The 25,069-nt window shown below is 68.7% G+C and carries 22 protein-coding genes; 7 read left to right on the top strand and 15 right to left on the bottom strand.

Features of this window, described 5'->3' with window-relative positions:
• Window positions 1-14: 14 nt before the first annotated feature.
• The gene (locus tag ABL843_RS06770; protein ID WP_418119380.1) at window positions 15-1,469 is read left to right on the top strand and encodes an aldehyde dehydrogenase; all 1,455 of its coding nucleotides are present in this window, start codon (window positions 15-17) and stop codon (window positions 1,467-1,469) included.
• On the opposite strand, the gene ABL843_RS06765 is transcribed toward ABL843_RS06770, so the two are convergent.
• Together ABL843_RS06765 and ABL843_RS06760 are read right to left on the bottom strand one after the other, a co-directional pair.
• Window positions 1,457-2,752: an aminotransferase class V-fold PLP-dependent enzyme gene (locus tag ABL843_RS06765; RefSeq protein WP_418119379.1), complete on the bottom strand. Its 1,296-nt coding sequence runs from the start codon at window positions 2,750-2,752 to the stop codon at window positions 1,457-1,459. The genes ABL843_RS06770 and ABL843_RS06765 overlap by 13 nt on opposite strands.
• 3 nt (window positions 2,753-2,755) lie before the next feature.
• Entirely contained in the window at window positions 2,756-3,652 is an 897-nt protein-coding gene (locus ABL843_RS06760) for an amino acid ABC transporter substrate-binding protein (RefSeq protein ID WP_418119378.1), read from the bottom strand.
• A gap of 134 nt (window positions 3,653-3,786) precedes the next feature.
• On the opposite strand from ABL843_RS06760, the gene ABL843_RS06755 reads away from it, so the two are divergent.
• Window positions 3,787-4,737 (top strand): LysR family transcriptional regulator, encoded by a 951-nt coding sequence (locus ABL843_RS06755; protein ID WP_184635173.1) that lies wholly within the window; start codon window positions 3,787-3,789, stop codon window positions 4,735-4,737.
• A 38-nt stretch (window positions 4,738-4,775) separates the two neighbouring features.
• On the opposite strand, the gene ABL843_RS06750 is transcribed toward ABL843_RS06755, so the two are convergent.
• The gene (locus ABL843_RS06750) at window positions 4,776-4,970 is read right to left on the bottom strand and encodes a hypothetical protein (protein WP_126023050.1); all 195 of its coding nucleotides are present in this window, start codon (window positions 4,968-4,970) and stop codon (window positions 4,776-4,778) included.
• Window positions 4,971-5,283: 313 nt separating this feature from the next.
• Between ABL843_RS06750 and ABL843_RS06745 the strand changes: the two genes are divergently transcribed.
• Both ABL843_RS06745 and ABL843_RS06740 read left to right on the top strand, forming a co-directional pair.
• Complete coding sequence (locus tag ABL843_RS06745) at window positions 5,284-6,816, top strand: BBE domain-containing protein (RefSeq protein WP_418119377.1); 1,533 nt, start codon at window positions 5,284-5,286, stop codon at window positions 6,814-6,816.
• Between the two features lie 29 nt (window positions 6,817-6,845).
• Window positions 6,846-8,096: a lactonase family protein gene (locus ABL843_RS06740; RefSeq protein WP_418119376.1), complete on the top strand. Its 1,251-nt coding sequence runs from the start codon at window positions 6,846-6,848 to the stop codon at window positions 8,094-8,096.
• Between the two features lie 6 nt (window positions 8,097-8,102).
• Here ABL843_RS06740 and ABL843_RS06735 read toward each other — a convergent pair whose 3' ends face one another.
• The 9 genes from ABL843_RS06735 to ABL843_RS06695 all read right to left on the bottom strand — a co-directional run bounded on the left by ABL843_RS06735 (window position 8,103) and on the right by ABL843_RS06695 (window position 18,791).
• Window positions 8,103-9,584, bottom strand: a complete 1,482-nt coding sequence (locus ABL843_RS06735; RefSeq protein ID WP_184635167.1) for an N-acyl-D-amino-acid deacylase family protein — start codon at window positions 9,582-9,584, stop codon at window positions 8,103-8,105.
• Window positions 9,581-10,492 carry a MurR/RpiR family transcriptional regulator gene (locus ABL843_RS06730; protein ID WP_126023046.1) on the bottom strand — a complete coding sequence of 304 codons (912 nt, stop codon included), beginning with the start codon at window positions 10,490-10,492 and terminating at the stop codon, window positions 9,581-9,583. Before ABL843_RS06730 ends, ABL843_RS06735 begins: the two co-directional genes overlap by 4 nt.
• 10 nt (window positions 10,493-10,502) lie before the next feature.
• Window positions 10,503-11,804, bottom strand: a complete 1,302-nt coding sequence (locus ABL843_RS06725) for an amino acid deaminase (RefSeq protein ID WP_418119375.1) — start codon at window positions 11,802-11,804, stop codon at window positions 10,503-10,505.
• Entirely contained in the window at window positions 11,801-12,778 is a 978-nt protein-coding gene (locus ABL843_RS06720; protein WP_369662476.1) for an ABC transporter ATP-binding protein, read from the bottom strand. The genes ABL843_RS06725 and ABL843_RS06720 overlap by 4 nt, the downstream gene beginning before the upstream one ends.
• A gap of 142 nt (window positions 12,779-12,920) precedes the next feature.
• The gene (locus ABL843_RS06715; protein WP_418119374.1) at window positions 12,921-13,967 is read right to left on the bottom strand and encodes an ABC transporter ATP-binding protein; all 1,047 of its coding nucleotides are present in this window, start codon (window positions 13,965-13,967) and stop codon (window positions 12,921-12,923) included.
• On the bottom strand, window positions 13,967-14,806 hold the full coding sequence (locus ABL843_RS06710; RefSeq protein ID WP_093196271.1) for an ABC transporter permease: 840 nt from the start codon (window positions 14,804-14,806) through the stop codon (window positions 13,967-13,969). The genes ABL843_RS06715 and ABL843_RS06710 overlap by 1 nt, the downstream gene beginning before the upstream one ends.
• Before the next feature lie 177 nt (window positions 14,807-14,983).
• Window positions 14,984-15,925: an ABC transporter permease gene (locus ABL843_RS06705; protein WP_418120444.1), complete on the bottom strand. Its 942-nt coding sequence runs from the start codon at window positions 15,923-15,925 to the stop codon at window positions 14,984-14,986.
• A gap of 11 nt (window positions 15,926-15,936) precedes the next feature.
• Complete coding sequence (locus ABL843_RS06700; protein WP_418119373.1) at window positions 15,937-17,196, bottom strand: lactonase family protein; 1,260 nt, start codon at window positions 17,194-17,196, stop codon at window positions 15,937-15,939.
• Between the two features lie 20 nt (window positions 17,197-17,216).
• Window positions 17,217-18,791 (bottom strand): ABC transporter substrate-binding protein, encoded by a 1,575-nt coding sequence (locus ABL843_RS06695; protein WP_418119372.1) that lies wholly within the window; start codon window positions 18,789-18,791, stop codon window positions 17,217-17,219.
• A 201-nt stretch (window positions 18,792-18,992) separates the two neighbouring features.
• On the opposite strand from ABL843_RS06695, the gene ABL843_RS06690 reads away from it, so the two are divergent.
• A complete protein-coding gene (locus tag ABL843_RS06690; RefSeq protein WP_369659419.1) occupies window positions 18,993-19,382 on the top strand; it encodes a RidA family protein in 390 nt (129 codons plus the stop codon).
• 146 nt (window positions 19,383-19,528) lie between these two features.
• On the opposite strand, the gene ABL843_RS06685 is transcribed toward ABL843_RS06690, so the two are convergent.
• The 3 genes from ABL843_RS06685 to ABL843_RS06675 form a co-directional block, all read right to left on the bottom strand.
• The gene (locus tag ABL843_RS06685) at window positions 19,529-20,143 is read right to left on the bottom strand and encodes an ATP-dependent Clp protease proteolytic subunit (protein ID WP_418119371.1); all 615 of its coding nucleotides are present in this window, start codon (window positions 20,141-20,143) and stop codon (window positions 19,529-19,531) included.
• Between the two features lie 97 nt (window positions 20,144-20,240).
• Window positions 20,241-20,918: a lipoprotein-releasing ABC transporter ATP-binding protein LolD gene (gene lolD, locus ABL843_RS06680; protein WP_184635156.1), complete on the bottom strand. Its 678-nt coding sequence runs from the start codon at window positions 20,916-20,918 to the stop codon at window positions 20,241-20,243.
• Window positions 20,911-22,167, bottom strand: a complete 1,257-nt coding sequence (locus ABL843_RS06675; RefSeq protein WP_184635154.1) for a lipoprotein-releasing ABC transporter permease subunit — start codon at window positions 22,165-22,167, stop codon at window positions 20,911-20,913. The genes lolD and ABL843_RS06675 overlap by 8 nt, the downstream gene beginning before the upstream one ends.
• 55 nt (window positions 22,168-22,222) lie before the next feature.
• On the opposite strand from ABL843_RS06675, the gene ABL843_RS06670 reads away from it, so the two are divergent.
• Both ABL843_RS06670 and recJ read left to right on the top strand, forming a co-directional pair.
• Window positions 22,223-23,191, top strand: a complete 969-nt coding sequence (locus ABL843_RS06670; RefSeq protein ID WP_184635152.1) for a hypothetical protein — start codon at window positions 22,223-22,225, stop codon at window positions 23,189-23,191.
• The gene (recJ, locus tag ABL843_RS06665; protein ID WP_418119370.1) at window positions 23,188-24,909 is read left to right on the top strand and encodes a single-stranded-DNA-specific exonuclease RecJ; all 1,722 of its coding nucleotides are present in this window, start codon (window positions 23,188-23,190) and stop codon (window positions 24,907-24,909) included. The genes ABL843_RS06670 and recJ overlap by 4 nt, the downstream gene beginning before the upstream one ends.
• Window positions 24,910-25,069: the final 160 nt, after the last annotated feature.

Below are 25,069 nucleotides of genomic sequence, written 5' to 3'. Positions count from 1 at the left end.
GCAAAGGACTTCCCATGACCGACATTTCCATGCTCATCGGCGGCGAGCGCCGCGCGGCCACCGGCGGCGCGACCTTCGAGCGCCGCAACCCGCTGGACGGCGGCATCGCCACGCGCGCGCCGGCCGCCACGCCGGCCGGCGACGCAGTCGCCGCCGTCGAGGCCGCGCACCGCGCCTTCGCCGCATGGTCGGCCACCGGCCCCGGCGAGCGCCGCGCCGCGCTGCTGAAGGCCGCGCATGCGCTCGAAGCGCGCGCCGATGCCTTCGTGCAGGCGATGGCACGCGAGACCGGCGCATCGGCGCTGTGGGCAGGCTTCAACGTGCACCTGGCGGCAGGCATCCTCACCGAGGCGGCCTCGCTCACCACGCAGATCGCGGGCGAGGTGATTCCTTCGGACGTGCCCGGCAGCCTCGCCATGGGCGTGCGGCAGGCGGCGGGCGTGGTGGTCGGCATCGCGCCGTGGAACGCGCCGGTGATCCTCGCCACGCGCGCCATCGCGACGCCGCTGGCCTGCGGCAACACCGTGGTGCTGAAGGGCTCGGAGCTGTGCCCGCAGACGCACGCGCTCATCATCGAGGCGCTGGACGAAGGCGGGCTGCCCAGGGGCGTCGTCAACTTCGTGACCAACGCGCCCGCAGACGCCGGCGCGGTGGTCGAGGCGATGGTGGCGCACCCGGCCGTGCGGCGAGTCAACTTCACCGGCTCCACGCGCGTGGGCCGGCTCATCGCGCAGACCTGCGCGAAGTACCTGAAGCCCGCCGTGCTCGAACTCGGCGGCAAGGCGCCCTTCGTGGTGCTGGACGATGCGGACCTCGACGCGGCGGTGAACGCCGCCATCTTCGGCTCCTTCGCCAACTCGGGGCAGATCTGCATGTCGACCGAGCGCATCGTGGTCGACAACGCGGTGGCCGACGAGTTCGTCGCCAGGTTCGCGGCCCGCGCGCAGTCGCTGCCGCTGGGCGATCCGCGCGAAGGCCCGGTGGTGCTCGGCTCGGTGGTCGACATGAGCACGGTGAAGCGCTGCAACGCGCTCATCGACGACGCGCTGGCCAAGGGCGCGAAGCTGGTGTGCGGCGGCAAGGCCGACAACACGCTGATGCCCGCCACCGTGCTCGACCATGTGACGCCGGCGATGGAGATCTACCGCGAGGAATCCTTCGCGCCGGTGAAGGCGGTGGTGCGCGTGAACGGCGAGGAAGAAGCGGTGGCGGTTGCCAACGACAACGAGTTCGGCCTCTCTTCAGCGGTGTTCGGCCGCGACGTGGCGCGCGCGTGGAACGTGGCGAAGCGCATCGAGTCCGGCATCTGCCACGTGAACGGACCTACGGTGCATGACGAGGCGCAGATGCCCTTCGGTGGCGTGAAGGCCTCGGGCTACGGCCGCTTCGGCGGGCGTGCGGGCGTGGAGGCCTTCACGGAGCTGCGCTGGGTGACCGTGCAGACCACGCCGCGGCACTACCCGTTCTGAGCGATCTCGCGGGTGATGCGCAGGAACTTCTCGATGTCGGCCATCGAGTGGCAGTGCAGCGGTGACACCCGCACCGTGCCCGTGAGCCCGAAGGACTCGAGCATGCGCTTCGAGTAGATGCTGCTCGCCACGCGCTCGTAGACCGTCACGCCGCGCTTTGCATACTCGACCACCGCCTGCGTGCAGTCGATGCGGTCGAAGCCGATACCCAGGATCAGGTCGCGCTTGCTCAGGTCCTCGTAGTCGAGGAAGACGTTGACGCCTTCCATCTTGCGCATGCCTATGGCGTTCGCGTTGCCGTCGAGCAGCGCCGACAGCAGCGCGCGCTCGTGCAGCTCGATGTGCGTGATGCCCGCGACGAACAGCGCGCGGCGGTCGGTTGCATCTGTGAAGTGCGAGCCCAGCCAGCACACGTAGTCGACGATCTCGGTGAGCACCGCGAACTGCCACGGCGAGGCGCTGCCCAGGTCCCAGTAGCCGGGCTTCTTGCCGGCCAGCTTGTGGTGCGGCAGCACGGCCGCGCGCTCGGACACCCACGACAGCCCCGAGCCCCGGCAGCCGAAGAACTTGTAGGGCGCGAGATTGATGCCGTCCACCGGCGTCTTCTGCAGGTCGATGAGACCGTGCGGCGCGTGCTGCACGGCGTCGACCAGGATGTACAGGTCGGGCTTGATCTCGCGCGCGCGGCGCACGATGGCTTCCATGTCGAGCTTGGCGCCCGAGATGTTCGACGCGTGGATCACGTTGAGCAGGCAGGTGTCCTTGTCGACCAGCCGCACGATCTCGTCCACGTCGACGCCGCCGGTGACGGGGTTGCTCTTCGCCACGCGCAGCTCGCGGCCCAGGCGCTGGGCGTAGAGGCTCATTGCGTCGAAGGCGGAGGGGTGCTCCAGCACGGTGGTGACCATGTTCGTGCCTGGCACGTTCTCGGCCACCGCGCGCACCATGTCGAACATCGCGCCCGAGGCGGTGAGCGAGGCGTACACGCTGCCGCCGGTGGCGTTGAGGATGGTGCGCAGGTCGTCGCAGCCCCTGGCCTGGATCTGCTGCAGCTCGACGGCCGTGGCGTGGATGCGCTCGGTGTTGTCGGGAATGGCATCGACCTGCGCGAAACGCTCGGCCGCGGCCTTCAGGCGGAAGGAGCCGCCGGCGTTGTCGAAGTACAGGCGCTCGCGGCCATGGTGGTCGTGGTCGACCTGCAGGAAGCGCGCCTTCACCTCGCGCATGAGCGCGTCAGGAAAGGCCAGTCCGTGGGGGTGTTTGGAAGACAGCTCGGAACCCATCGCTCAGACGCCCTTGTTGTTCGGGTTCTTGTAGATCTCGCGCACCGCGTCCGTCATCGGGAAGTTGAGGTTCGCGTTCCTCGGCGGGATCGGCGAGAGGAACCACTTGGTGTAGAGCTGCTCGATGGCGCCCGACTTCATCAGGCCGGTGACGGTCTCGTCCACCAGCGCCTTGAACTGCGGATCGTCCTTGCGCAGCATGATCCCGTAGGGCTCCTGGCGCAGCGATTCCTTCAGGATCTTGTATTCGCCCGGGTTGGGCGCGCTGGCGATCATGCCGGCGAGCTGGACGTCGTCGAGCACATAGGCGTCGGCGCGGCCGTTGGACAGCCGGAGGAAGCCGTCGGAGGTGTCCTTGCCGGGGATTTCGTTGACTTCGATGGCGCCGCTCTTGCGTGCGACGCGCAGCAGCTGGATCGAGGTGCTGCCCGACACGGTGGCCACGTTCTTGCCGTTGAGGTCGGCAAGGGTGTCGATGCCGGAGTTCTTGCGCACCGCGGCGGTGATGTTGGCCACGAAGTGGCTGGGCGCGAAGTCCACCTGCTGCTGGCGCTGCGTGGTGTTGGTGGTGGTCGCGCAGTCGAGGTCGACGGTGCCGTTCTGCAGCAGCGGAATGCGGTTGGTCGAGTTGAGCATGGTGTAGCGCACCTCGATCTTCGCGAGGCCCAGCCTGGCCTTCACCGCGTCGACGATCTTCAGGCAGATGTCGTTGGTGAAGCCGATGGGGTCGCCATCGGAGCCGAGCTTGTACGAGAACGGGATCTGGCTGTCGCGCGCGCCGATCTGGATCGTGCCGCTGTCCTTGATCTTCTGCAGCGTGCCGCCGTCCTGGGCGCTGGCGGCGGCACAGGCGAAGGCGAGAGCCAGTCCGAATGCGAGGGGCAGTTTCCTGAAGTCCATGGCGGTTTCCTTGAAGAAGAGTCGATGACGGTGGATCGGGGCGAATCTTCAGCCTCGCCATCAATTTCCAAAAGCGATTTTTTGTGATCGAATCACATGAGAAAAAGCGTTCTTTCGGAGACCGCTCCACCGTGATGACCTTCAAGCAACTCGAAGCCCTGTACTGGATCGCCCGCCTCGGCGGCTTCGCCCAGGCGGCCAACCAGCTGCACACCTCGCAGTCGGCCATCTCCAAGCGGGTGCACGAGCTCGAGCAGCTCTTCGACACCGAGCTCTTCGACCGCAGCCAGCGCACCGCCCGCCTCACCGAGAAGGGCGAGGAAATGTTCGTGCTCGCGCGCAAGCTGCTGGAGCAGCGCGACGCGGCCATCGAGCAGTTCGGCAAGCCGGGCGTGGTGGAGCGGCGCATCCGCCTCGGCGTGACCGAGCTCACGGCGATGACTTGGCTGCCGCGGCTGGTCGGCCTGATCCGGCAGCACTACCCCAAGGTGATCCTCGAGCCCGACGTGGACGACAGTCTGCAGCTGCGCGACAAGCTGCTGGCCGATGAACTCGACCTGGTCATCGTGCCCGACACCTTCGCCGACTCGCGCATGCCGCACAAAGTCATCGGCCAGGTGAGGAGCGCGTGGATGTGCAAGCCGGGCGTGGTGCCTTCGCCTTCCAATGGCGCCGCCATGCGGCTGCACGAACTGGCGCGCCACCGCATGCTGGTGCAGGGCAACAACTCCGGCACGGGCCGCGCCTACGACGCATGGATGAAGGAACAGGGCGTGCAGCCCGCCGACGTGATCGTGGTGAGCAACCTGGTGGCGCTGACCGGGCTGACGGTGTCGGGCCTGGGCGTGAGCTACCTGCCGCGCGAATGCCTTCAGCCGCTGGTGACGGCCGGCATGCTTTCAGTGGTCGAGGTGGCGCCCGCCCTGCCGGTGGTGCGCTACGTGGCGATGCACAAGGGCGAGCACCGCAGCGCCCTCACCTCGTCGATCGTGATGCTGGCGCAGGAGTGCTGCGACTTCACGCGCATGTTCCAGGCGCAAGGGGAGGAAGAGAAGAAGGAGTACGGACGGCCGGCTCCGGCCTGAGCGGCACCGCCGAGGACGCCCATTCTGATGAAGCCGCGTCAGCGGCTGTCGCCGACCGGGGAAAGGTCGGAAAGATCGGGATGCATGTGCTGCAGCGCGAGCGACAGCCGGACCACGCGCTCCCGCGCACCCGGCTCGCCCCGGGCGAGTGCGCCCAGCGCGGCTTCGTAATCGTCGGTGAGCTGTTGCCACAGCTCGAAGTCGGCGCCAAGGCCTTCAGCGTCCTTGTCCATCTTTGCTCCAGTAGGAATTCGACGGCCGATGTAGATGCGCAAGTTTGACTGATTTTGACCGTGAACGTTAGAACTTTAGCGGTCTTAGGGTTATAGCTGTCGAAATACTGCGACGAAGTGTGCCGGCAGGGCGGTCGGCATCTAAGGGTTCCTACGGTGAAAGTATTTTTCAATACAGCCAAGAATTCGCGCCATTGAGCCAGTAAAAAGCCAAATCCAAGCGAAAAACAAGGCTTATAAGAAAAAACATTTCAATCCTTGCCGTTTCTACAAACCAAAAGCTCCGTTGCAAGACATCCGTTGGAAGGTGCCCATGACCATCACCGTGACACGCCAGGACGCCCGCTACAACACCCTGAAGAAGGGTTTCAACCTGCGATGGCCCTCGACGGAATCGGACGCCGCCTCCCGCATCGAGCTGGCGGAAAACGCCGCCGACGCGGCCTCCGCGCTGCAGCGCATCGTCGACGCGGGCCTGCGCCCCACCCTGCGCAGCGGCGGGCATTGCTATGAGGATTTCGTCTCCAACAATCCCGACGGCGCAATCCTCGACCTGAGCCTGCTCGACCAGGCCGGCGCCGCAGCCCGCGGCGACGGCCGCTTCCGCATAGGCCCCGGCACCCAGAACTGGACCGGCTACCTCGATCTCTACAAGCGCGGCAACGTCACCCTGCCCGGCGGCTCCTGCTATTCGGTGGGCGCGGGCGGCCACATCTGCGGCGGCGGCTATGGCCTGCTGTCGCGGCTGCAGGGGCTCACGGTCGACTGGCTCTCGGCGGTGGACATCCTCACGGTGGACAACCGCGGCAAGGTGGTGCCGCGCACCGTCGACGCCGACCGCGACCCCGACCTGTTCCGCGCCTGCCGCGGCGCGGGCGGCGGCAATTTCGGCGCGATCACCAGCTACGTGTTCGACAGGCTGCCCACGGCGCCGCGCGAGGTCGCGCTGGCGGTGGTGGCCTTCGACTGGGCCAGCATGACGCCCGAGCGCTTCACCGCCCTGCTCACCACCTATGGCGACTACTGGGCCACGCGCGGCAAGTCCCCCGACACCTGGGGCATGTTCTCGCTGCTGAAGCTCACGCACCGCTCGGCCGGCCAGATCGTGATGCTCACCCAGTTCTGCAACCCCGACGGCACCTGCAACGACCTGACGGTGCTCAACGACTTCCTCGACCGCTTCCGCGCCTGCGCGCCCGTGCCCGCCAAGGGCCGCCCGCCCGGCGTGGGCCCGGCACCGCAGCGCGACGCGGGCCAGTTGCTGTGCTCCAGGCCGCACACCGTGACGCGCTACGACTGGCTCACCGCCACGCAGTACCTCAACGGCTCCGGCGAAAACCAGCGCGGCAAGTACAAGTCGGCCTACATGAAGCAGAACTTCAGCGCGCGCGAGGCGCAGCGCATCTACACGCACCTCACGCGCACCATCGCCGGCGTCGACCTGAGCCAGTCGCTGCTGCAGGTCGATTCGTACGGCGGCGCCGTCAACAAGCCAGAGCGCATCGCCGACACCGCAGTGCCGCAGCGCGCATCGATCATGAAGCTGCAGTACCAGACCTACTGGCGCGACGCGAAGGACGACGCCGGCCACCTGCGCTGGATCGGCGCCTTCTACCGCGACGTGTACGGCACGCCCGACGTGCCCGAGCGCCGCGCCGGCACGCCCTACCCCGGCGAGCGCTACGAGGGCTGCTACATCAACTACCCCGACAACGACATGCTGGCCTACCCCTTCTGGCCGCAGCTCTACTACGGCGACCAGGGGCTCTACGACTTCCTGCGCAAGGTGAAGCGCCGCTACGACCCGAACAACATCTTCCACCACGCGATGTCGGTGCGTCCGTGACAAGGCCCGATCGAGAGAGGAACGACACCATGACAGCCCAGACCGGCCAGAACCGCCGCACCGTCATGCAATGGCTCGGCGGCGCATCCACGCTCGGCGCGCTCTCGCCCGTGCTGCCCGCCAATGCGCAACAGGCTCCGGCCACGGCCGTGCCTGCGGAAGCGCCCGCCGGGCCGGCGCCCCGCTTCGCCTACGTCGGCACCTACACCTTCGACGCTCCCGGCGGCACGGCCGGCGGGCCGGCCTCGAAAGGCATCTACGTGCTCGCCATGCAGGACGGAGGCTGGACGCCGCTGCAGACGGTGGAAAGCGCGAACCCATCCTTCCTGGCCGTGCACCCGAACAGGCGCTTCCTCTACGCGATCAACGAGATCGACATGTACCAAGGCCTGCCCACCGGCACTGCCGAGGCCTACGCCATCGACGAGCGCAGCGGCCGGCTCACGCTGGTCAACCGCCAGCCGCTGTCGCTCTCGGGCGTGATCCCGGCGCACCTGGCCGTGTCGCCCGACGGCCGGGCGCTGGTGGTAGCGCTGTATGGCGGCGGTGCCTACAACGTCCTGCCCATCGGCAGCGACGGTGCGCTCGGCAAGGTCTCGGGCATCGAGAAGGAAACCGGCTCTGGCCCCGACACCGAGCGGCAGGAGTCTCCGCACCCGCACATGGTGCAGTTCGATGCCTCGGGTGGGCGCGTGCTCGCGACCGACCTCGGCAGCGACCGCATCAACGTCTTCACCCTCGCGGAAGGCAAGCTGGCGCCCATCGGCCGCACGGCCGTGCAGGCCGGCAGCGGGCCGCGCCACCTGGCGCTGCATCCGTCGCAGCGCCATCTCTACGTGGTGGGTGAGCTCGATGCATCCGTGAGCTGCTACGGCTACGACGCGGCAACTGGAGCGGTCGGGGCGCAGCGGCAGCGCGTCTCGACCCTGCCCGACGGCTACACCGGCCAGAAGAGCGCGGCTGCGCTGGTGATGCATCCCTCGGGGCAGTTCCTCTATGCAAGCAACCGCAGGCTGAAGTCGGAGCATCCGCTGGCCGACAGCATCGCCGCGTTCCGCGTCGACGCGGCCAGCGGCAACCTGACGCCGCTGCAGCATTGGAGCGAGGGCCTGCGCTTCCCGCGCGCCCTGGCTGCCGCCGCCGATGGCAGGCACCTGTACGCGCTGAGCCAGAAGGGCGACACCATACTGCGCCTGCGCATCGACCCCGCCACCGGCCGGCTCGACCAGCCAGTGCAGGTGGCGCAGGTGCCTACGCCGGTCTGCCTTGTGTTCGCCTGACCGGAGCTAGCTCGCGCTGCCGCGCGTGAGCATCCGCCCCGCGCGCGCGAGCACGCGGGCCTCGGCCTCCCCGCCGCGATAGGCGAGCACGCCGTTCACGAACACACGCTCCACGCCCAGGCTCACGCCATGCGGCTTGTCGTAGGTGGCGGTGTCGGCGATGGTCTCGGGGTCGAAAACCACCACGTCGGCCATGGTGCCGGCGCGCAGCAGGCCGCGGTCGGCGATGCGCAGGTTGCGCGCAGTCATGCCGGTCATCTTGTGCACCGCCTGCTCCAGCGTGAACAGCCGGCGCTGGCGCCAGTAGCGCGCGAACACGCGCGGGAAGGCACCCCACAGGCGCGGATGCGGATGGCGGTCGTGCGGCAGGCCGTCGCTGCCGATCATGGTGAGCGGGTGCGAGATGACGCGCTCCACGTCTTCCTCCTGCATCTGGAAGTAGCAGGCGCCGCCGGGCTTCAGCCGCAGGCAGGCGTCCTGCTCGCTCACGCCCCACTCGCGCGCGATGTCCGAAATGAGCCGCCCCGTCATCTCCGGGTGCGGGTCGGACCAGGTCAGCAGCACGTCGATCACGCCGTCCACCAGGTCTTCGCGCAGCACGGTGGAGCCGGCCACGTAGGGGTACACGTCCATCGCGATCTTCTGGCGCTGCGCGAGCGACTCGATCAGCGGCAGCGTTTCCTTGGTGCGGCCCCAGTTGGCGGGGCCCGCGCACTTGTGGTGCGAGATCACCAGCGGCACGCCGGCCTCGAAGGCGCAGTCGCCGGCCTCGTGCAGCGCCTCGATGATCTGCTGCATCTCGCTGCGCAGGTGCGTGGCGTAGACGCCGCCGTGGCGGCTCACCACGCGCGCCAGCGCGGTCACTTCTTCGGCGGGCGCCGCGAAGGCCTCTTCATAGAACAGGCCCGAGGACATGCCATGCGCCCCATCGGCCATGCAGCCGTCGAGCAGCGCCTCCATGCGCGCCAGCTCTTCGGCGCTGGCCGGGCGGTCGAGCGCCTGCATGGCGGCGAAGCGCAGCGTGGTGTGGCCGACCAGCGCAGCCACGTTGAGCGCGGGCTGCGTCGCATCGACGGCCGCGCGGTACTCGGCCATGGTCGCGTGCCTGAACGAATCGGCGCCCAGCAGCGTGAGCGGCGGCAGCGACTGCGGCGTGCGGTACGGCGCGAGCGAGATGCCGCAGTTGCCCGTCACCACCGTGGTGATGCCCTGCGACACCTTCGGCAGGCACAGCGGGTCGCGCAGCACGATGGCGTCGTCGTGCGTGTGCGCGTCGATGAAGCCGGGGGCGATCACCTTCGCGCGGCAGTCGACGACTTCGACATCGGCCAGCGCCAGCCCCTGCGGCAGCCGGTCGCGCAGGCCTTCGCCGAGCGCGACGATGCGGTCGCCCTGCAGCAGCACGTCGCCCGGCCACGAAGGTCCGCCCGAGCCGTCGACCACCAGGCCCGCTTCGAGCAGCACGGCCTTGTTCTCGTCTCCGCTCACGATGCGCTCCCTCCGTCGTTCACGCCGCCGCCGTCCCAGCTTTGCAGCGGATGCGTGGTGGCGTCGATGCCGTGGCGCTGGAAGGCTTCGCGCGCACGCTGCAGGCGCTGCACCGCGGGCTCGCCGCGGCGCTGGGCCACCAGCACGGTAAGGATCTCGATGACCGTGAGGTGAGTGAGGTAGGCGTCGATGCCCACGTGCATCACCGCGTCGTCGGGCACCGACAGGCCCAGCAGGAAGTCGGCCCTGGCCGCGAGCGCCGTGCCCGGCCGCGTGAGCGCGACCACCTTGGCGCCCTGCCCGCGCGCGATGTCCACCGCGTCGAGCAGCGAGGGCATGCCGCCCACGTGCGAGATGGCGATGACCACGCCGCCCGGGCGCTGCGCCGCGCCCGCCACCTGCTGCAGGTGGTAGTCGGCCCATGCGTTGGCCGACAGGCCCAGGCGGAAGAGCCGAGCCTGCAGGTCGTTGGCCATGAACCAGGAAGTGGCGCCCGCACCGTACAGGTCGACGTGCGGTGCGGCCGCGATGGCCGCCACGGCGCCGTCGAGCACCTGCATGTCGAGCTGGCCGCGCACGCCCGAAACCGAAGCCGCCGCGCTGCGCGCGATCTTGCCGACCACTTCGTCGGCCGCGTCCTCGATGTTCACGCGGCGGTGCAGCGGCGAGCCGCCCAGCGCGAGTTCCTGCGCGAGCGCGAGCTTGAATTCGCGCAGGCCCGCGAAGCCGAGGTCGCGGCAGGTGCGCATGATGGTGGGCACCGAGCTGCGCGAGCGCTCGGCCAGCTGCTCGAAGCTTTCTTCGAGCACGCGGTCGGGGTCTTCGAGGATCAGGTCGAGAATCGCGCGCCGCGTCGCCGGGGCGTCGCTGCGGATGTCCGCGATCTTCTGGAGCAGTGATGGGGTCATCGGGATGCGATCAGAAGTGCATGGCCACCGCGTCGCTCACGCGGTAGTCCTGCTCGACAACCGGCATCCAGTGCCACTTGTCGAACGTGGTGCAGGGGTGCGAGATGCCCAGGCCCACGCGGTCGCCGACATTGGGCGCCTCGGCTTCCTCGTTCGCGTCCCAGCGCAGGTAGGCGTGCTGGTCGTTCAGCGCGGTGATCTTCCAGCCGGCGGGAACGCCCTGCGGCTGCAGCGCGCCGCGCGCCGCGCGTGCGATGGGCACGGGCAGCGAGAGGTCGAAGGAGATGTCGCGCTTGCCCACGGCCAGGATCGCCAGGCCCGGCTCCGGGCGCGACTGCACCGTGGCCCAGACTTCCATCGCCGGCACCAGGCTTTCTCCGCAACCGCAACCCAGGCGCTCGTCCACCGCGCTCACCATGCGCTTGTAGAAGCCGTGGTCGTGCGTCACGTAGCAGCCCGAGCGCAGCAGGCCGCGCACCGGCGCGCCGAGCGCGGGCTTGAGCCGGCCGGCCACCAGGTCGAAGATGGCCGAGCCGCCGGCCGAGACCAGCACCTCGTCGGTCTCGAAGAGACTGTTCTCGTCGCAGTGGCGCGCCACGGCTTCCACGCGGTCCATCAGCGCCTTGGCATAGGCCGTGTCGGGCTCGCTCTGGCCGGTGGCGCCCTGCCCTTCGTAGCACTCGATGCCCACCAGCCGCACGGCCTCGCTGGCGCGCAGGCGCGCGGCCAGCGCCACGGCTTCCTCGTGCGTGCGGCAGCCGGTACGCGCGCCGTCCACGCCGATCTCGATCATCACGTCGAAGGGCACGCTCTCGGGATGGCGCTTCGACCAGTCTTCGATGAGCGCCAGCTGCGCCAGCGAATCGACCAGGAACACGATGCGCAGGTCGGCATGCTCGCTCAGCAGCATCTGGATGCCGGCCAGGTCTTCGTCGCTCACCACCTGGTTGGCGATGAGCGTGCGGCGCGCGCCGGCCGCCACGCCCACGGCCAGCTGCGTGACGGTGGCGAAGGTCAGGCCCCAGGCGCCGGCGTCGAGCTGGCGCCGGAAAAGCTGCGGCGACATGGTGGTCTTGCCGTGCGGCGCGAGGTCGATGCCCCACTCGCGCACGCGCGACTGCATCCACGCCAGGTTGTGCTCCAGCGCCTCGCGCTTGAGCACGGCCAGCGGCAGCGGCAGGTCGCCTGCCAGCACGTTCCAGCCGGCGGCGCCGATCTCGCTGCGGCGGCGCGGCGCGGCGGTGCGCGGGTAGCCCTTGAAGTTGCTGCCCAGCAGCGGGTCGGTGAAGTCGGTGGCGGCGGTCATGGTCATGCGGCAATGTTTGATGGCAGTTCTTTGCGGATGCAGGCGCTGTAGTGTCCCGCCGAAATCTCCTCCAGCGGCGGCACCGTCTGAGCGCAGGCATCGATGGCGTGCGGGCAGCGCGTGCGGAACACGCAGCCCGAGGGCGGCGCGATGGGACTCGGGATGTCGCCCTTCAGTGCAATGCGCTCGGTCGTCATCTCCGGGTCGGGTTTTGGGCTCGCGGCCAGCAGCGCGCGGGTGTAGGGGTGCGAGGGGCGCGCGAACAGCTCCTCGGTGGTGGCGACTTCCATCACCTTGCCGAGGTAGAGCACCACCACGCGGTCGCACAGGTACTCCACCACGTCGAGGTCGTGCGAGATGAAGAGCATCGTCAGCCCGAGCCGCTCGCGCAGGTCGGCCAGCAGGTTGATGACCTGCGACTGGATCGACACGTCGAGCGCCGACAGCGGCTCGTCGGCCACGATGAATTCGGGCTCCACGGCCAGCGCCCGCGCCACGCCGATGCGCTGGCGCTGCCCGCCCGAGAACTCGTGCGGGAAGCGGTTGGCATGCTCGGCGCGCAGGCCCACGGTTTCGAGCAGTTCGGCGATGCGCCTGTCGCGCGCCGCCGCCCCCTTGTGCAGGCCGTGCGTGGACAGCGCCTCGCCGAGGATCGCGCTGATGCGCATCTTCGGGTTCAGGCTGGCGTACGGGTCCTGGAAGATGATCTGCAGCTTGCTGCGCAGCCGGCGCATGCGCTCGGCCGAGAGCTCGCCTATGTCGTCGCCCCGGTAGAACACCTGGCCGCTGGTTCGCTCGAGCAGGCGCAGCACGGTGCGGCCGATGGTGCTCTTGCCCGAGCCCGATTCGCCGACCAGGCCCAGCGTCTCACCGGGCTGGATCGCGAAGGAGACGTCGTCGACGGCGCGTACCGGGCGGTCGCTGCTGCCGAAGTATTTTTTGAGTCCGCGGACTTCGATGAGGGGAGCGGCGGTGGTCATCGTGGGCATTCGGTATTGGCTCCTTCTCCCGCTTGGGGGAGAAGGCGGGGGATGAGGGTGCGTGCGAGGGCCACGGGGGCCACCCTCACCCCAGCCCTCTCCCGCAAGCGGGAGAGGGAGCAAGACAGGAACAGCGCGTTCGTCATGCGGCCCTCGCGAGCGGTTGTTCAGGCTGCACACGAACACATCGCGCCTGCCGCCCCTGCCGGATGTCCAGCAGCGGCGGCATCGCGGCGCTGCATTCGGCGAGCGCGAGGTCGCAACGCGGCTCGAAGGCGCACCCCGGCGGCGGCGCCAGCGGGCTCGACACCTGCCCGCGAATGGCGAAGAGCCGCTTGGGCTTGGGCTGGCCGGGCTGGCGCGCCTTGCCCGGCAGACAGGCCAGCAGGCCCTGCGTGTACGGGTGCTCGGGCTGCGCGAACAGCGGCCGCACCGGCGCGCTCTCGACCACGCGGCCCGAATACATCACGACCACGTCGTCGGCATGGTGCGCGACCACGCCGAGGTTGTGCGTGATGAACAGGATGCTCATGCCCGTCTCGGCCTGCAGCCGGCGCATGAGCTCGAGAATCTGCGCCTGGATGGTCACGTCGAGCGCGGTGGTGGGCTCGTCGGCGATCAGCAGCGTCGGGTCGCAGGCCATGGCCAGCGCGATCATGGCCCGCTGGCGCATGCCGCCCGAGAGCTGGTGCGGGTACTCATGGATGCGCTGCGCCGCCGCCGGGATCTCCACCAGCTCCAGCATGCGCTGCGCGTGCGCCAGCGCCGCCTTGCGGTCGAGTCCCTTGTGCAGGCGCACGCTCTCCGCGATCTGCTCGCCGATGGTGAACACCGGGTTCAGGCTGGTCATCGGCTCCTGGAAGATCATCGACAGCTGGTTGCCGCGCAGCGAACGCATCTCGCGCTCGCCGATCTGCAGCAGGTCGAGCGCCTTGCCCTCGCGCGTCACGAAGGAAGCGCAGCCGCTGACCTGCGCGTTGGCCGTCTTGGGCAACAGGCGCATCAGCGTGAGGCTGGTGACCGACTTGCCCGAGCCCGACTCGCCCACCAGCGCCGTCGTCTTGCCGGGCTGGATCGAGAAGCTCACGTCGGCGACCGAACGCACGAGGCCGTCCTCGGTCGGGAAGCTGGTGCTCAGGTTGCTGACCATGAGACGCGGGGTCTGGTTGTTGTTGGCGGTCGTCGTCATCACGCGCCTTTCTTCAGCTTGGGGTCGAGCAGGTCTCGCACGCCGTCGCCCAGCAGTTGCAGCGACAGCGCGGTGAAGATGATCGCGAGCCCCGGGAACAGCACCACCCAGAAGGCCTGGTGGGCGTACTGCTGGCTGCCCGCGACCATGGTGCCCCAGGTCGGGATCTCGGGCGGCACGCCCACGCCGAGGAACGACAGGCCCGCCTCGGCCAGGATGGCATAGGCGAAGATGAACGACACCTGCACCAGGATCGGCGACATCAGGTTCGGCAATATGTGCCGCCACAGGATGCGCGAGGTGCGCACGCCCAGGGCGCGCACGGCCTCCACGAAGAGCAGCTCGCGCACCACCAGCGTCGAGGCCCGCACCACCCGCGCCACGCGCGGCGTGTAGACCAGCACCAGCGCGAGCACGGTGTTGACCAGCGAGGGTCCGAGGATGGCCACCAGCGCGATGGCCAGCAGAATGTCTGGGAAGGACATCATCGCGTCGACCACGCGCATCAGCGGCGCGTCGAGCCGGCGGAAGAAGCCCGCCATCAGGCCCAGCACGGTGCCGGCGATCACGGCGCCCAGCGCGGTGAGCGCGGCGATGGCCAGCGAGTAGCGCGCGCCGTGCACGATGCGCGAATAGAGATCGCGGCCGAGCTCGTCGGTGCCGAGCAGGTGCTCGGCGCTGGGTGCCTTCAGGCGCTCCAGCACGGCCGTGTCGTTGGGGTCGATGGAGGCGAACAGCGGCGCGCCGATCGCGAGCACCGCGATCACCAGCAGCACCAGCGCGGACACCATCACGATGCGTCTGTGCATCAGCTGGCGGAGCATTCGGGGCATTTGCATTGGGGGCTCTTCAGTACTGCAGGAAGAAAGACGGGATCGGACAGCCGAACGCAGAAGAAAGACAAAAGCTACGCAAAGGTCGCAGAAAAGACAGAAGACATCTTTTGGTTTTCTCTTCTGCGACTTCTGCGAAACCTTCGCGACTTCTGCGTTCGGCTGTTCGGCTTTGCATTTGCATCACACCTTCACGCGCGGATCGACCACGGCATACAGCAGGTCGATCGAGAAATTGATGAGCACGTAGATCGCCGCGATGACGAGCAGCGCCCCCTGGATCACCGGATAGTCGCGCCGCAGCACCGCGCTGACCACGAGGTTGCCCACGCCGGGCAGGCCGAACACGGTTTCGGTGATGACCGCGCCGCCGATCATCAGCGCGACCGTCAGGCCGATCACCGTGACGATGGGCACCAGCGCGTTGCGCAGGGCGTGCTTGAGCACCACCGTGCGCTCGCTCAAACCCTTGGAGCGCGCGGTGCGCACGTAGTCCTCGCCCAGCACGTCGAGCATCGAGGCGCGGGTGAAGCGGATGATGAGCGCCGAGTTCAGCAGGCCCAGCACCGTGGCAGGCAGCACCAGCGAGTGCAGCCGCTCGGCGAACGGCGCGTCCGGCGCACCGTAGCCCGACACCGGGAACCAGCCGAATGAGACGGCGAAGATCTGGATCAGCACGATGCCCAGCCAGAAGCTCGGAATGCTCGCGCCCAGCATCGCGATGCCGGTGAAGAGCTGGTCGACCACGCGCCCCCGGAACACGGCGGAGACGATGCCGCATGGCACGCCGATCAGCGCCGCGATGGCCACCGCCATCAGCGCGAGCAGCGTGGTGGGTTCGGAGCGCTCCCACAGCGCCTGCGTCACGGGGCGCTGCAGGAAGATGGACTGGCCGAGGTTGCCCTGCAGCACCTCGCGCAGCCAGTAGCCGAACTGCACGGGCAGCGGCTTGTCGAGGCCGTACTCCTTCTGCACGCGGGCGATGTCGGCCGCGGTGGCCTGGTCGCCCAGCAGCACCGAGACCGGGTCGCCCGAGGCCGCGCGCGTGAGCACGAAGACCAGCACCGCCACGATGGCGAGCACGATCAGCATGCCCGCGGCGCGGGAGGCGATGTAGCGGAACAGCGATTTCTTCATCACGCGGAAAACTCGATGGCGGCGGCGGAACCGACCGCGACGTACTGGCCCGTGAACTGGATGTCGCCACCCTTCACGCGGAAGACGGTCACGTTGTCGCCCTGCTTGTTGTGGCACACGTAGAGGAAGCGCCCGCTCGGGTCGAGCGTGCAGCTGCGCGGGTAGTTGCCGCGCGACCATTCCTCGCGCACCAGCGTGGGCGCGCCGGTGCGGGCGTCGACCTTGAAGATGGAGATCGCGTCGTGCAGGCGGTTGAGCGACACGAAGTGCTGGCCGTCGGGCAGCATGCGGATGCCCGAGGCGTAGCTGGTGCCCTTGAAGCCCTTGGGCAGCGCCGAGGTCTCGCTCACCAGCGTGAGTACGCCGGTGGCGTTGTCGTAGCGCATGAAGGCGATGGTGGAAGCCTCCTCGTTCACCAGGTAGAACCACTTGCCGTTCGGGTGGAACACGAAGTGGCGGGCGCCCGAGCTCTCCGACACGGCCACCGTGCTGGGCTGGCTCAGCACGCCGGTGATGCGATCGAAGCGGTAGGAGATGACGCGGTCGAGCCCCAGGTCGGCCACCAGCACGAAGTTGCCCTTCGGGTCGGCATGCACCATGTGCGCGTGCGGGCCGTCGTGGTCGCTGGTGGCGAAGCCTTCGTGCGAACGCGCGGCAGCCGGCACCACGTCGGCGCCGGGCTTGCAGGGCGTGCCGGCGCCGCAGGCATCCACGTCCTTGTAGACGACGGCGGCAACTGCCGGGTCGGGCGTGCCGTCGGCGCGCAGCGCGAGCACGCTGACATCGCCGCTCGCGTAGTTGGCGGTGAACAGAAAGCGGCCGTCGGGGTGCACGCTGATGTAGGCCGGGTCCTTGCCGCCGCAGGGCGTCTCGGACACGAAGCTCAGAGCGCCGTCCGCGCCGATTCGGAAGGTCGAGACCGAGCCGGCCTCGAACTCGTTGGCCGCGTACAGCACGGGCAGCTTCGGATGGCGCGCGAGCGAGGCGGGGTTGCGCAGCTTCGCGCCCTCGCCCGTGCTGGCCACGGCGGCCGGCGCGCCGGGAATCGGCTTGAGCGCGCCGGTGGTGCTGTCGAGCACGAACTGGTGCACGCCCTGCCCGCGCCCGCCGCGCCACGGCTTGCCGCCGTCGCTGTAGGTGCCGACGTAGGCGTAGATCGGGCCGGAGGTGGCGGCCTGAGCCGTGGAGGCGGTAAGCCCCAGGGCCCCGAGGCCGGAGGCCAGTGCGCTGGCTTGCAGAAGTTGGCGACGCGACGGCATGGCTGTATGTCTCCGCCTTCTTACTTGATCTTCGCGTTCCAGAAGAACGGCCAGGTCGCGGGCTGGTAGTTGTCCAGCGCCGGGCTCTTGGCCGAGAGACCGTTGAACTTGCCGACGTTGATGTACGGCACCTCGTCGTACACCACCTGCTGCACCTTGCCCCACAGCGTGCCGCGCTTGGCAGGGTCGCTCTCGACGTTGAAAGCCTGCAGCGCCGACTTCTTGGCGGGCGTTTCCCACCAGCCGGGCGCGCCGTCGCCGAGCTGCGGCGGCGAGAGCATCGGCTCGGGGAACTGGCCCGAGTGGGTGACGTAGATGTCCCACAGCTTGGCGTCGTTGCGGCGCTGCACCAGCGTGGCCCAGTCGACCACGTTGAGGTCGACCTTGAAGCCGGCGCGCTTGAGCTGCTCGGCCATCAGCAGCGCCATGTTGTAGTGGAAGTCGTACTGGCGGCTGGTGAGCACGCGGATCGGCTCGCCCTTGTAGCCGGCCTTGGCGGCGGCTTCCTTGGCCTTGGCGGCGTTGCGCTGGTTGTACTGGTCGGCGCCCGCGGTCGAGTAGAACGGCGAGCCCTTCGGGAAGTGGTTGGGCTCTGCCGTGAAGAAGCGCGTGTCGCCGAAGCCGGCCGCGAGCATCTCGCCCTCGCCCAGCGCGGTCTGGATCGCCTGGCGCACCGGCTGGCTGGCGGCCACGCCTTCCTTGGTGTTGAGCACGAGGTACGGGAAGCCGAACGAGGGCGTCATGATCGGCACAGTCTTGCCGCCCGATTTCTCCAGCCGCGGCAGCGCCTCCACAGGCAGCAGGTCGGCAAAGTCGTACTGGCCGGCCAGCGCGCCCTCGACGCGGGTGCTGGCGTTGGGCACGGGCACGAAGCGCAGTTCCTCGATGGCCGCCTCGCGCTTGCCGCCGTAGCCGCTGGCGGCTTCCTTGCGCGCGCTGTACTTGTCGAAGCGGGTGAGCAGCACGAACTGGTCGGGGCGGCGCTCCTTGAACTTGTAGGGGCCGGTGCCGACGAAGTCCTTCAGCGGCGAGGCGATGGAATCCTTGGCCATGATGGCCGCCATGCCGCTGGGCAGCGCGAGCTGCGAGAGCAGCGGCGCATAGGGTTCCTTCAGCACCACTTCGACCGCCAGCGGGCCCTTGGCCTTGAGGCTGTCGATTTCCTTGCCCACGGCCTTGCCGCGCGGCGACTGGTCCATCCAGCGCTGCAGGCTCGCCACCACATCGTCGGCCGTGAGTTCGCGGCCGTTGTGCAGCATCACGCCCTTGCGCAGGGCGATGGCGTAGGTCTTGCCGTCGGCCGAGATCTTCGGCATGCCCTCGGCCAGCATCGGCACCACGTTCCACTTGGCGTCGAAGGTGTAGAGCGTCTCGTACACGTGCTGCATGATGGTTCCGACCAGGTCGGCGGTCGAGGCCATCGGGTCGAGCGTCTGCGGCTCCGCCACCATCGCCAGCGTGGCGAAGTTGCGCGGCCCCTGGGCGTGGGCGCTCTGGTGGGGCAGCGCGGCGCACAGCATCGCGAGCAGGGAGACACCCAGCAGGCTGCGCTTCGACAGCATGGGCAGGCGCTGGACAGGACCGACGTGGGGCATGGGGAACTCCTTCTTGGGGCGGGCGAATTGTGAAAGAAATTTTCTCTTCGGCCCGGACTTTGAAGCAGTATTCATGCCTAATCATCCGTGTTAACCCTTGTTCAGGGGTTATTTTGAAATAGATTTTCAAATCGGATGGATACTCGCGGATCGTTTTCGCCCTTTCCGTTTCTCTTTTCCCGTCATCACTCAGGAGTTCCCATGCCCCTCGAATACCTCGGCGCCCCGCCCCTGGCCTCCGACCGTCAGGTCCGCCCCTTCTCCCCGGCCGTGCGCGCCGGCGACTTCATCTATGTCTCGGGCCAGGTACCGGTCGACAAGAACGGCGAACTCGTGGTGGGCGGCATCGAGGCGCAGACGCGCCAGGTGATGGAGAACATCAAGACCGTGCTCGCGCTGGCCGGCGCCACCCTCGACGACGTGTGCAAGAGCACCTGCTGGCTGCAGGATGCGCGCGACTTTGGTGCCTTCAACCGCATCTACATGAGCTACTTCGGTGAAAACAAGCCGGCCCGCTCGACCACCGAGGCACGGCTGATGATCGATGCGCGGGTGGAGATCGACGTGGTGGCTTACAAGCCCAAGGCCTGAGCGAAGGCCCAAGAAAGCGGGATCGGACAGCCGAACGCAGAAGGAAGACAAAAGCTACGCAGAAGTCGCAGAAGAAACCTTCATCGGTTTTCTTCTGCGACCTTCGCGGAACCTTCGCGACCTCTGCGTTCGGCTACCCGACCCCCTCAGCCGTGCAGCTCGGTCTTGCGCTGGATGATGCGCGAGACCAGCCCGTACTCCACGGCCTCCTCGGCCGACAGCCAGCGGTCGCGCTCGATGTCGGCAAGCACCACGTCGATGGGCTTGCCGGTCTCGCGTGCGATCTCGTGCGCGATGCGCTGGCGGGCCTTGATGATTTCCTGCGCCTGGATGGCGATGTCGGTCGCCTGGCCGCCCGCGCCGCCGCTGGGCTGGTGGATCAGGAAGCGGGTGTTCGGCAGGCACACGCGGCGCTCGCGCGGCGCCGCCAGGAACAGGTGGGTGGCCGCGCTGCCCACCCAGCCGGTGCCGATCATGTTCACCGGCGCGCTGATGAAGCGCACGATGTCGTGGATGGCATCGCCCGACTCCAGGTGCCCGCCGGGCGAGCTCACGAGGATGTCGATGGGCTTGTCGGAACTGTCGGCATCCAGCGCGATGAGCCGGCGCGTGACGTCGGCGGCCACCGAATCGCTGATGGCGCCGAAGATCAGCAGCGTGCGCGACTTGAACGCTTTTTCTTCCAGGTAGGAATTGCGCGGCTCGGCGGTGGCCGCGGGCTTGGTGTCGTCGTCGGATTCCATCGAGAACATGGGCAGCATGAAACGGGCTCCTGTGGTTTTGGACTTCGGCCCGTCCTGACGGACAGGCGCCCCCCAGTTTCGCGACATTGCGCCGGCCGTGCCAGGCCGGCCCGAATCACCCCGCCAGGCGCCCCGCCACCAGTTGCAGCACCCGGTCGCAGCGCTTCGCCAGGTCCTGGTCATGCGTGACCATCACGAAGGCGGTGCCGTGCCTGTGCGCGAGGTCGAGCATCAGTTCGAAGACCGTGTCGGCCGTGCTGCGGTCGAGGTTGCCGGTTGGCTCGTCGGCGAGCACGCAGGCCGGTTGCGTGACCAGCGCACGCGCGATCGCCACGCGCTGGCGCTCGCCGCCCGAGAGTTCGGCCGGGCGGTGGTGCAGGCGCTGGCCCAGGCCCACGCTCTCGAGGATCTTCGCGGCCGACTGCGCGGCGGCCTGCTTCTCCACGCGGCGGATCTTCAGCGGCATGGCCACGTTGTCGAGCGCGCTGAATTCGGGCAGCAGGTGGTGGAACTGGTAGACGAAGCCCAGGTGCCGGTTGCGCAAACGGCCCTGCTCCGCGGGGTCGGCGTGCGCGATGTCCTTGCCCAGCAGCTCGACCTTGCCGGTGGTGGGCTCGTCGAGCCCGCCCATCAGGTGCAGCAGCGTGCTCTTGCCGGAGCCGGAGGCGCCGACGATGGCCAGCGTCTCCCCGGCGTGCACGTCGAGGTCGATGCCGTGCAGCACGGTCAGGTCGAGCCTGCCCTCGTGGAACCGCTTGGTCAGTCCACGGGCCTTCAATACAACTTCACTCATAGCGCAGGGCTTCGGCGGGGTTCACGCGGCTGGCGCGCCAGCTCGGGTACAGCGTGGCGACGAAGGCCAGCACCAGGGAAATGATCGCGATGGGCACGATGTCGCTTTGCTGCGGATCGCTGGGCATCTTGCTGATCAGGTAGATGTCCTTCGGCAGGAAGCTCGCGTGGAAGAGCTGCTCCAGGAAGGGCACGATCACGTCGATGTTGTAGGCGATGCCCAGGCCCAGCAGCAGGCCGGCCACGGTGCCGATCACGCCCACCATCGCGCCCTGCACCACGAAGATGCCCATGATGCTGCGCGGCGAGCTGCCCAGCGTGCGCAGGATGGCGATGTCGGCGCGCTTGTCGGTCACCGTCATGACGAGCGTGGACACCAGGTTGAAGGCCGCCACCGCCACGATCAGCGTGAGGATGATGAACATCATGCGTTTCTCGACCTGCACGGCCGCGAACCAGGTCTTGTTCTGGCGCGTCCAGTCGCGGATGAGGAACTCGCCCGGCAGGCTCACCGCGAGCTGGTCGGCCACGTCGCGCGCCTCGTTGAGGTTCTTGAGCTTCAGGCGGATGCCGGTCGGGCCTTCGAGGCGGAACACCTTGGCGGCGTCCTGCTCGTGCACCATGGCCAGCGCAGAGTCGTATTCGTAGTGGCCCGAGTCGAAGGTGCCGACCACGGTGAACTGCTTGAGCCTGGGCACCACGCCCGCCGGCGTGACCTGCCCGCCCGGCGCCACCAGCGTGACCTGGTCGCCCGGCTGCACGAAGAGCGAACGCGCGAGCTCCGCGCCGAGCACGATGCCGAACTGGCCCGGCACGAGCTTGTCGAAGGTGCCCTTCGAGGCGATGCCGTTGATGTCGGTGACCTCGGGTTCGAGCTTCGGATCGATGCCGCGCACCAGCGTGCCCTTCATGTCCTCGCCGCGCGCGATGAGCGCCTGCGTGTTGATGAAGGGCGCCGCGCCGACCACCTCGGGGTGCTTGCGCGCTGCCGCCATGATCTGGTCGAGGCTCTGCAGCGCCTGGCCGTCGCGCGAGAAGATTTCGATGTGCGACACCACGCCGAGCATGCGGTCGCGCACTTCCTTCTGGAAGCCGTTCATCACACTGAGCACAATGATCAGCGCCGCCACGCCCAGCGCGATGCCGAGCATCGAGACACCGGAGATGAAGGAGATGAAGCCGTTGCGCCGCGTCGCCCGTCCTGCGCGCGTGTAGCGCCAGCCGAGCTGCAGTTCGTAAGGAAGTCGCATAGGGGCGGGATTGTGGCATTCCGGGCAAACCTGGGGCTTCCCGGACAATAGGGGAATGGCCGAAACCTCCCCACGCCAATTGCTGATCCCTTTCGCCGGCCGCGGTTCCCCGTCGTGCCGCGCGGCCCTCTCCACGCTCAGGCTCCCCAATCTCGAAAACCTGCTCGCGCGGCTGACCCTCGCGGACACCGACACGCAGGACGAAAGCACGCGCTCGCCTCCGCATGAACGCGCCCTGGCGCAGGCGCTGGGCATCGCCGCGCCCGACGGCTGCATTCCCTGGGCCGCGCTCGAAGCGCGCCGGCTGGGCATCGCCACGGCGGGCGATACCGAAGGCTGGGGCATGGTCACGCTGTGCAACTGGCAGGTGGGTATCGACGACGTGGTGCTGGGCGACCCGTCATCCATCGAGATCGACGCCGCCGAATCGGCCGCGCTGCTGGAAGCCGCCCGCCCCTTCTTCGAGGAGGACGGCATCGCGCTGCACGCCTCGCCCGTGCCCGGCCGCTGGCTGGCGCGCGCCGGCATCTTCGACGGGCTGGCCACCGCCTCCATCGACCGCGCGGTGGGCTACCCCGTTTCGCAGTGGTCGCCGCTGGCCGACGCCGCGCGGCCGCTGCGCCGGCTGCAGAACGAGATGCAGATGCTGCTGTACACCCAGCGCGTGAACGACGACCGCGCCGCGCGCGGCGTGCCGCCCATCAATTCCTTCTGGCTCGCGGGCACCGGCGCGCTGAAGAATGAAGAAGCCGCAACCGCCGTCGCGCCGACGGTGAACGACTCCCTGCGCACCCCCGCGCTGCGCGACGACGGCATCGGCTGGGCCGAGGCCTGGCAGGCGCTCGATGCCGGCCCTGTCGCCGCCCTGCTGGCCGAATACACGCGCGGCGCCAGCGACATCTCGCTCACGCTGTGCGGCGACCGCGCCTCGCAGCGCTACACCGTGCAGCCGCGCGGCCTGGCCCGCTGGGCGAAGAGCCTGTTCGACCGCAAGCAGGCGCCCGCCCTGCTGGAGTCGCTATGAAAATCATAGCCAGGGATATCCCGCCCCGCACCGTCTGGGCGCTGGAGCAGGCCGGCGTGCATCCGCTGCTGGCCCGCCTTTTCGCCGCGCGCGGCGTGCGCGCCAAGGAAGAGCTGGACGACGGCCTCGCGCTGCTGCTGCCGCCCGACACCTTGCACGGCACGCGCGAAGCCGCCGCGCTGCTGGCCGACGCCATCGCGCAGGACAAGCGCCTGTGCATCGTCGCCGACTACGACTGCGACGGCGCCACCGCCTGCGCGGTCGGCGTGCGCGGCCTGCGCCTCTTGGGCGCGAAGAACGTGAGCTACCTCGTGCCCGACCGCGTGGTCGACGGCTACGGCCTCACGCCGCCCATCGCCGAGCGCGTGGCCGCGAGCGGCGCAGACATGCTCATCACCGTCGACAACGGCATCGCCAGCGTCGAGGGCGTGGCCGCCGCCAAGGCGCGCGGCCTGCAGGTGCTGGTAACGGACCACCACCTGCCCGGGCCCGAACTGCCCGCGGCCGACGTGCTGGTCAACCCCAACCAGCCCTGCTGCGGCTTCGAGAGCAAGAGCATCGCCGGCGTGGGCGTGATGTTCTACGTGCTGCTCGCGCTGCGCTCGGAGCTGCGTCGGCGCGGCGTATTCGACACGGCCACGCAACCCAAGCTCGATGCGCTGCTGCCGCTCGTCGCGCTGGGCACCGTCGCCGACGTGGTGCGGCTCGATGCCAACAACCGCCGCCTCGTGGCGCAGGGCCTGCGCCGCATCCGCGCGGGCGCGATGCCGGCCGGTGTCGCCGCGCTCTTCAAGGCGGCCGGGCGCAACGCTTCCGTTGCGACCACCTTCGATTTCGGCTTCGCGCTCGGCCCGCGCATCAACGCCGCGGGCCGGCTTTCGGACATGACGCTGGGCATCGAATGCCTGCTGACCGACGACGCCGGCCGCGCCGAAGAGCTCGCGCGCATGCTCGACGGCATCAACCGAGAGCGGCGCGACATCGAGGGCGGCATGCGCGACCAGGCGCTGCTGCTGGCCGAGTCGCTGTTCGCCGCGGATGGCGACGGCATCGAGGCGCCGCCGCCGGCCATCAGCGTGTTCGACGCGGGCTTCCACGAAGGCGTGGTCGGCATCGTGGCCTCGCGCATCAAGGACCGCTTCCACCGCCCCACCTTCGTCTTCGCCGCGAGCGCTGCGCCGGGCAAGGAGCAGGAGCTGAAAGGCTCGGGCCGATCGATTCCGGGCTTCCACCTGCGCGACGCGCTCGATCTCGTGGCCAAGCGCCATCCGGGCGTGCTGCTGCGCTTCGGCGGCCACGCGATGGCGGCCGGCTGCACCGTGGCGCGCGAGCACTTCGAGACTTTCGAAAAAGGCTTTGCGCAGGTCGCGCGCGAGCTGCTGGCCGAGTCGGCGCTCACGCGCCAGATCGAGACCGATGGCCCCATCGCGCGCGAGTACATGCGCATCGACCTCGTCGACACGCTGCATCGCGAAGTGTGGGGCCAGGGCTTCGCGCCGCCCACCTTCAGCGAGGAAGTGGAAGTGGTGTCGCAACGGCTGGTGGGCGAGAAACACCTGTCGCTCAAGCTCAGGCACCAGGGCCAGCCCATCGACGCGATGTGGTTCAGCCACACCGAGCCGCTGCCGCCGAAGGTCAAGCTGGCGTTCCGGCTCGACGCGGACGAGTGGCAGGGGGTGCGGCGGCTGCGCTTCCTGGTCGAAGGCGCGGAGTTCTAGAAGAAAGTTCCAGCGGAAGGTCGCGGGGTTCCCGTTCGCAAGCGATGACGCGCGCGCGGTCGGGACGGATTCCTACGCATGCGCCGAGTCGTCGTTCTACGGTGGAAAAACACAACCACCACTTCAGCCACTTGAGCGATGGGATGAACTCCATCGTCGG

Source organism: Variovorax sp. 350MFTsu5.1 (genome assembly GCF_048302515.1).
Lineage (GTDB): Bacteria > Pseudomonadota > Gammaproteobacteria > Burkholderiales > Burkholderiaceae_C > Variovorax > Variovorax guangxiensis.
This window is presented reverse-complemented; position numbering and strand designations above follow the sequence as displayed.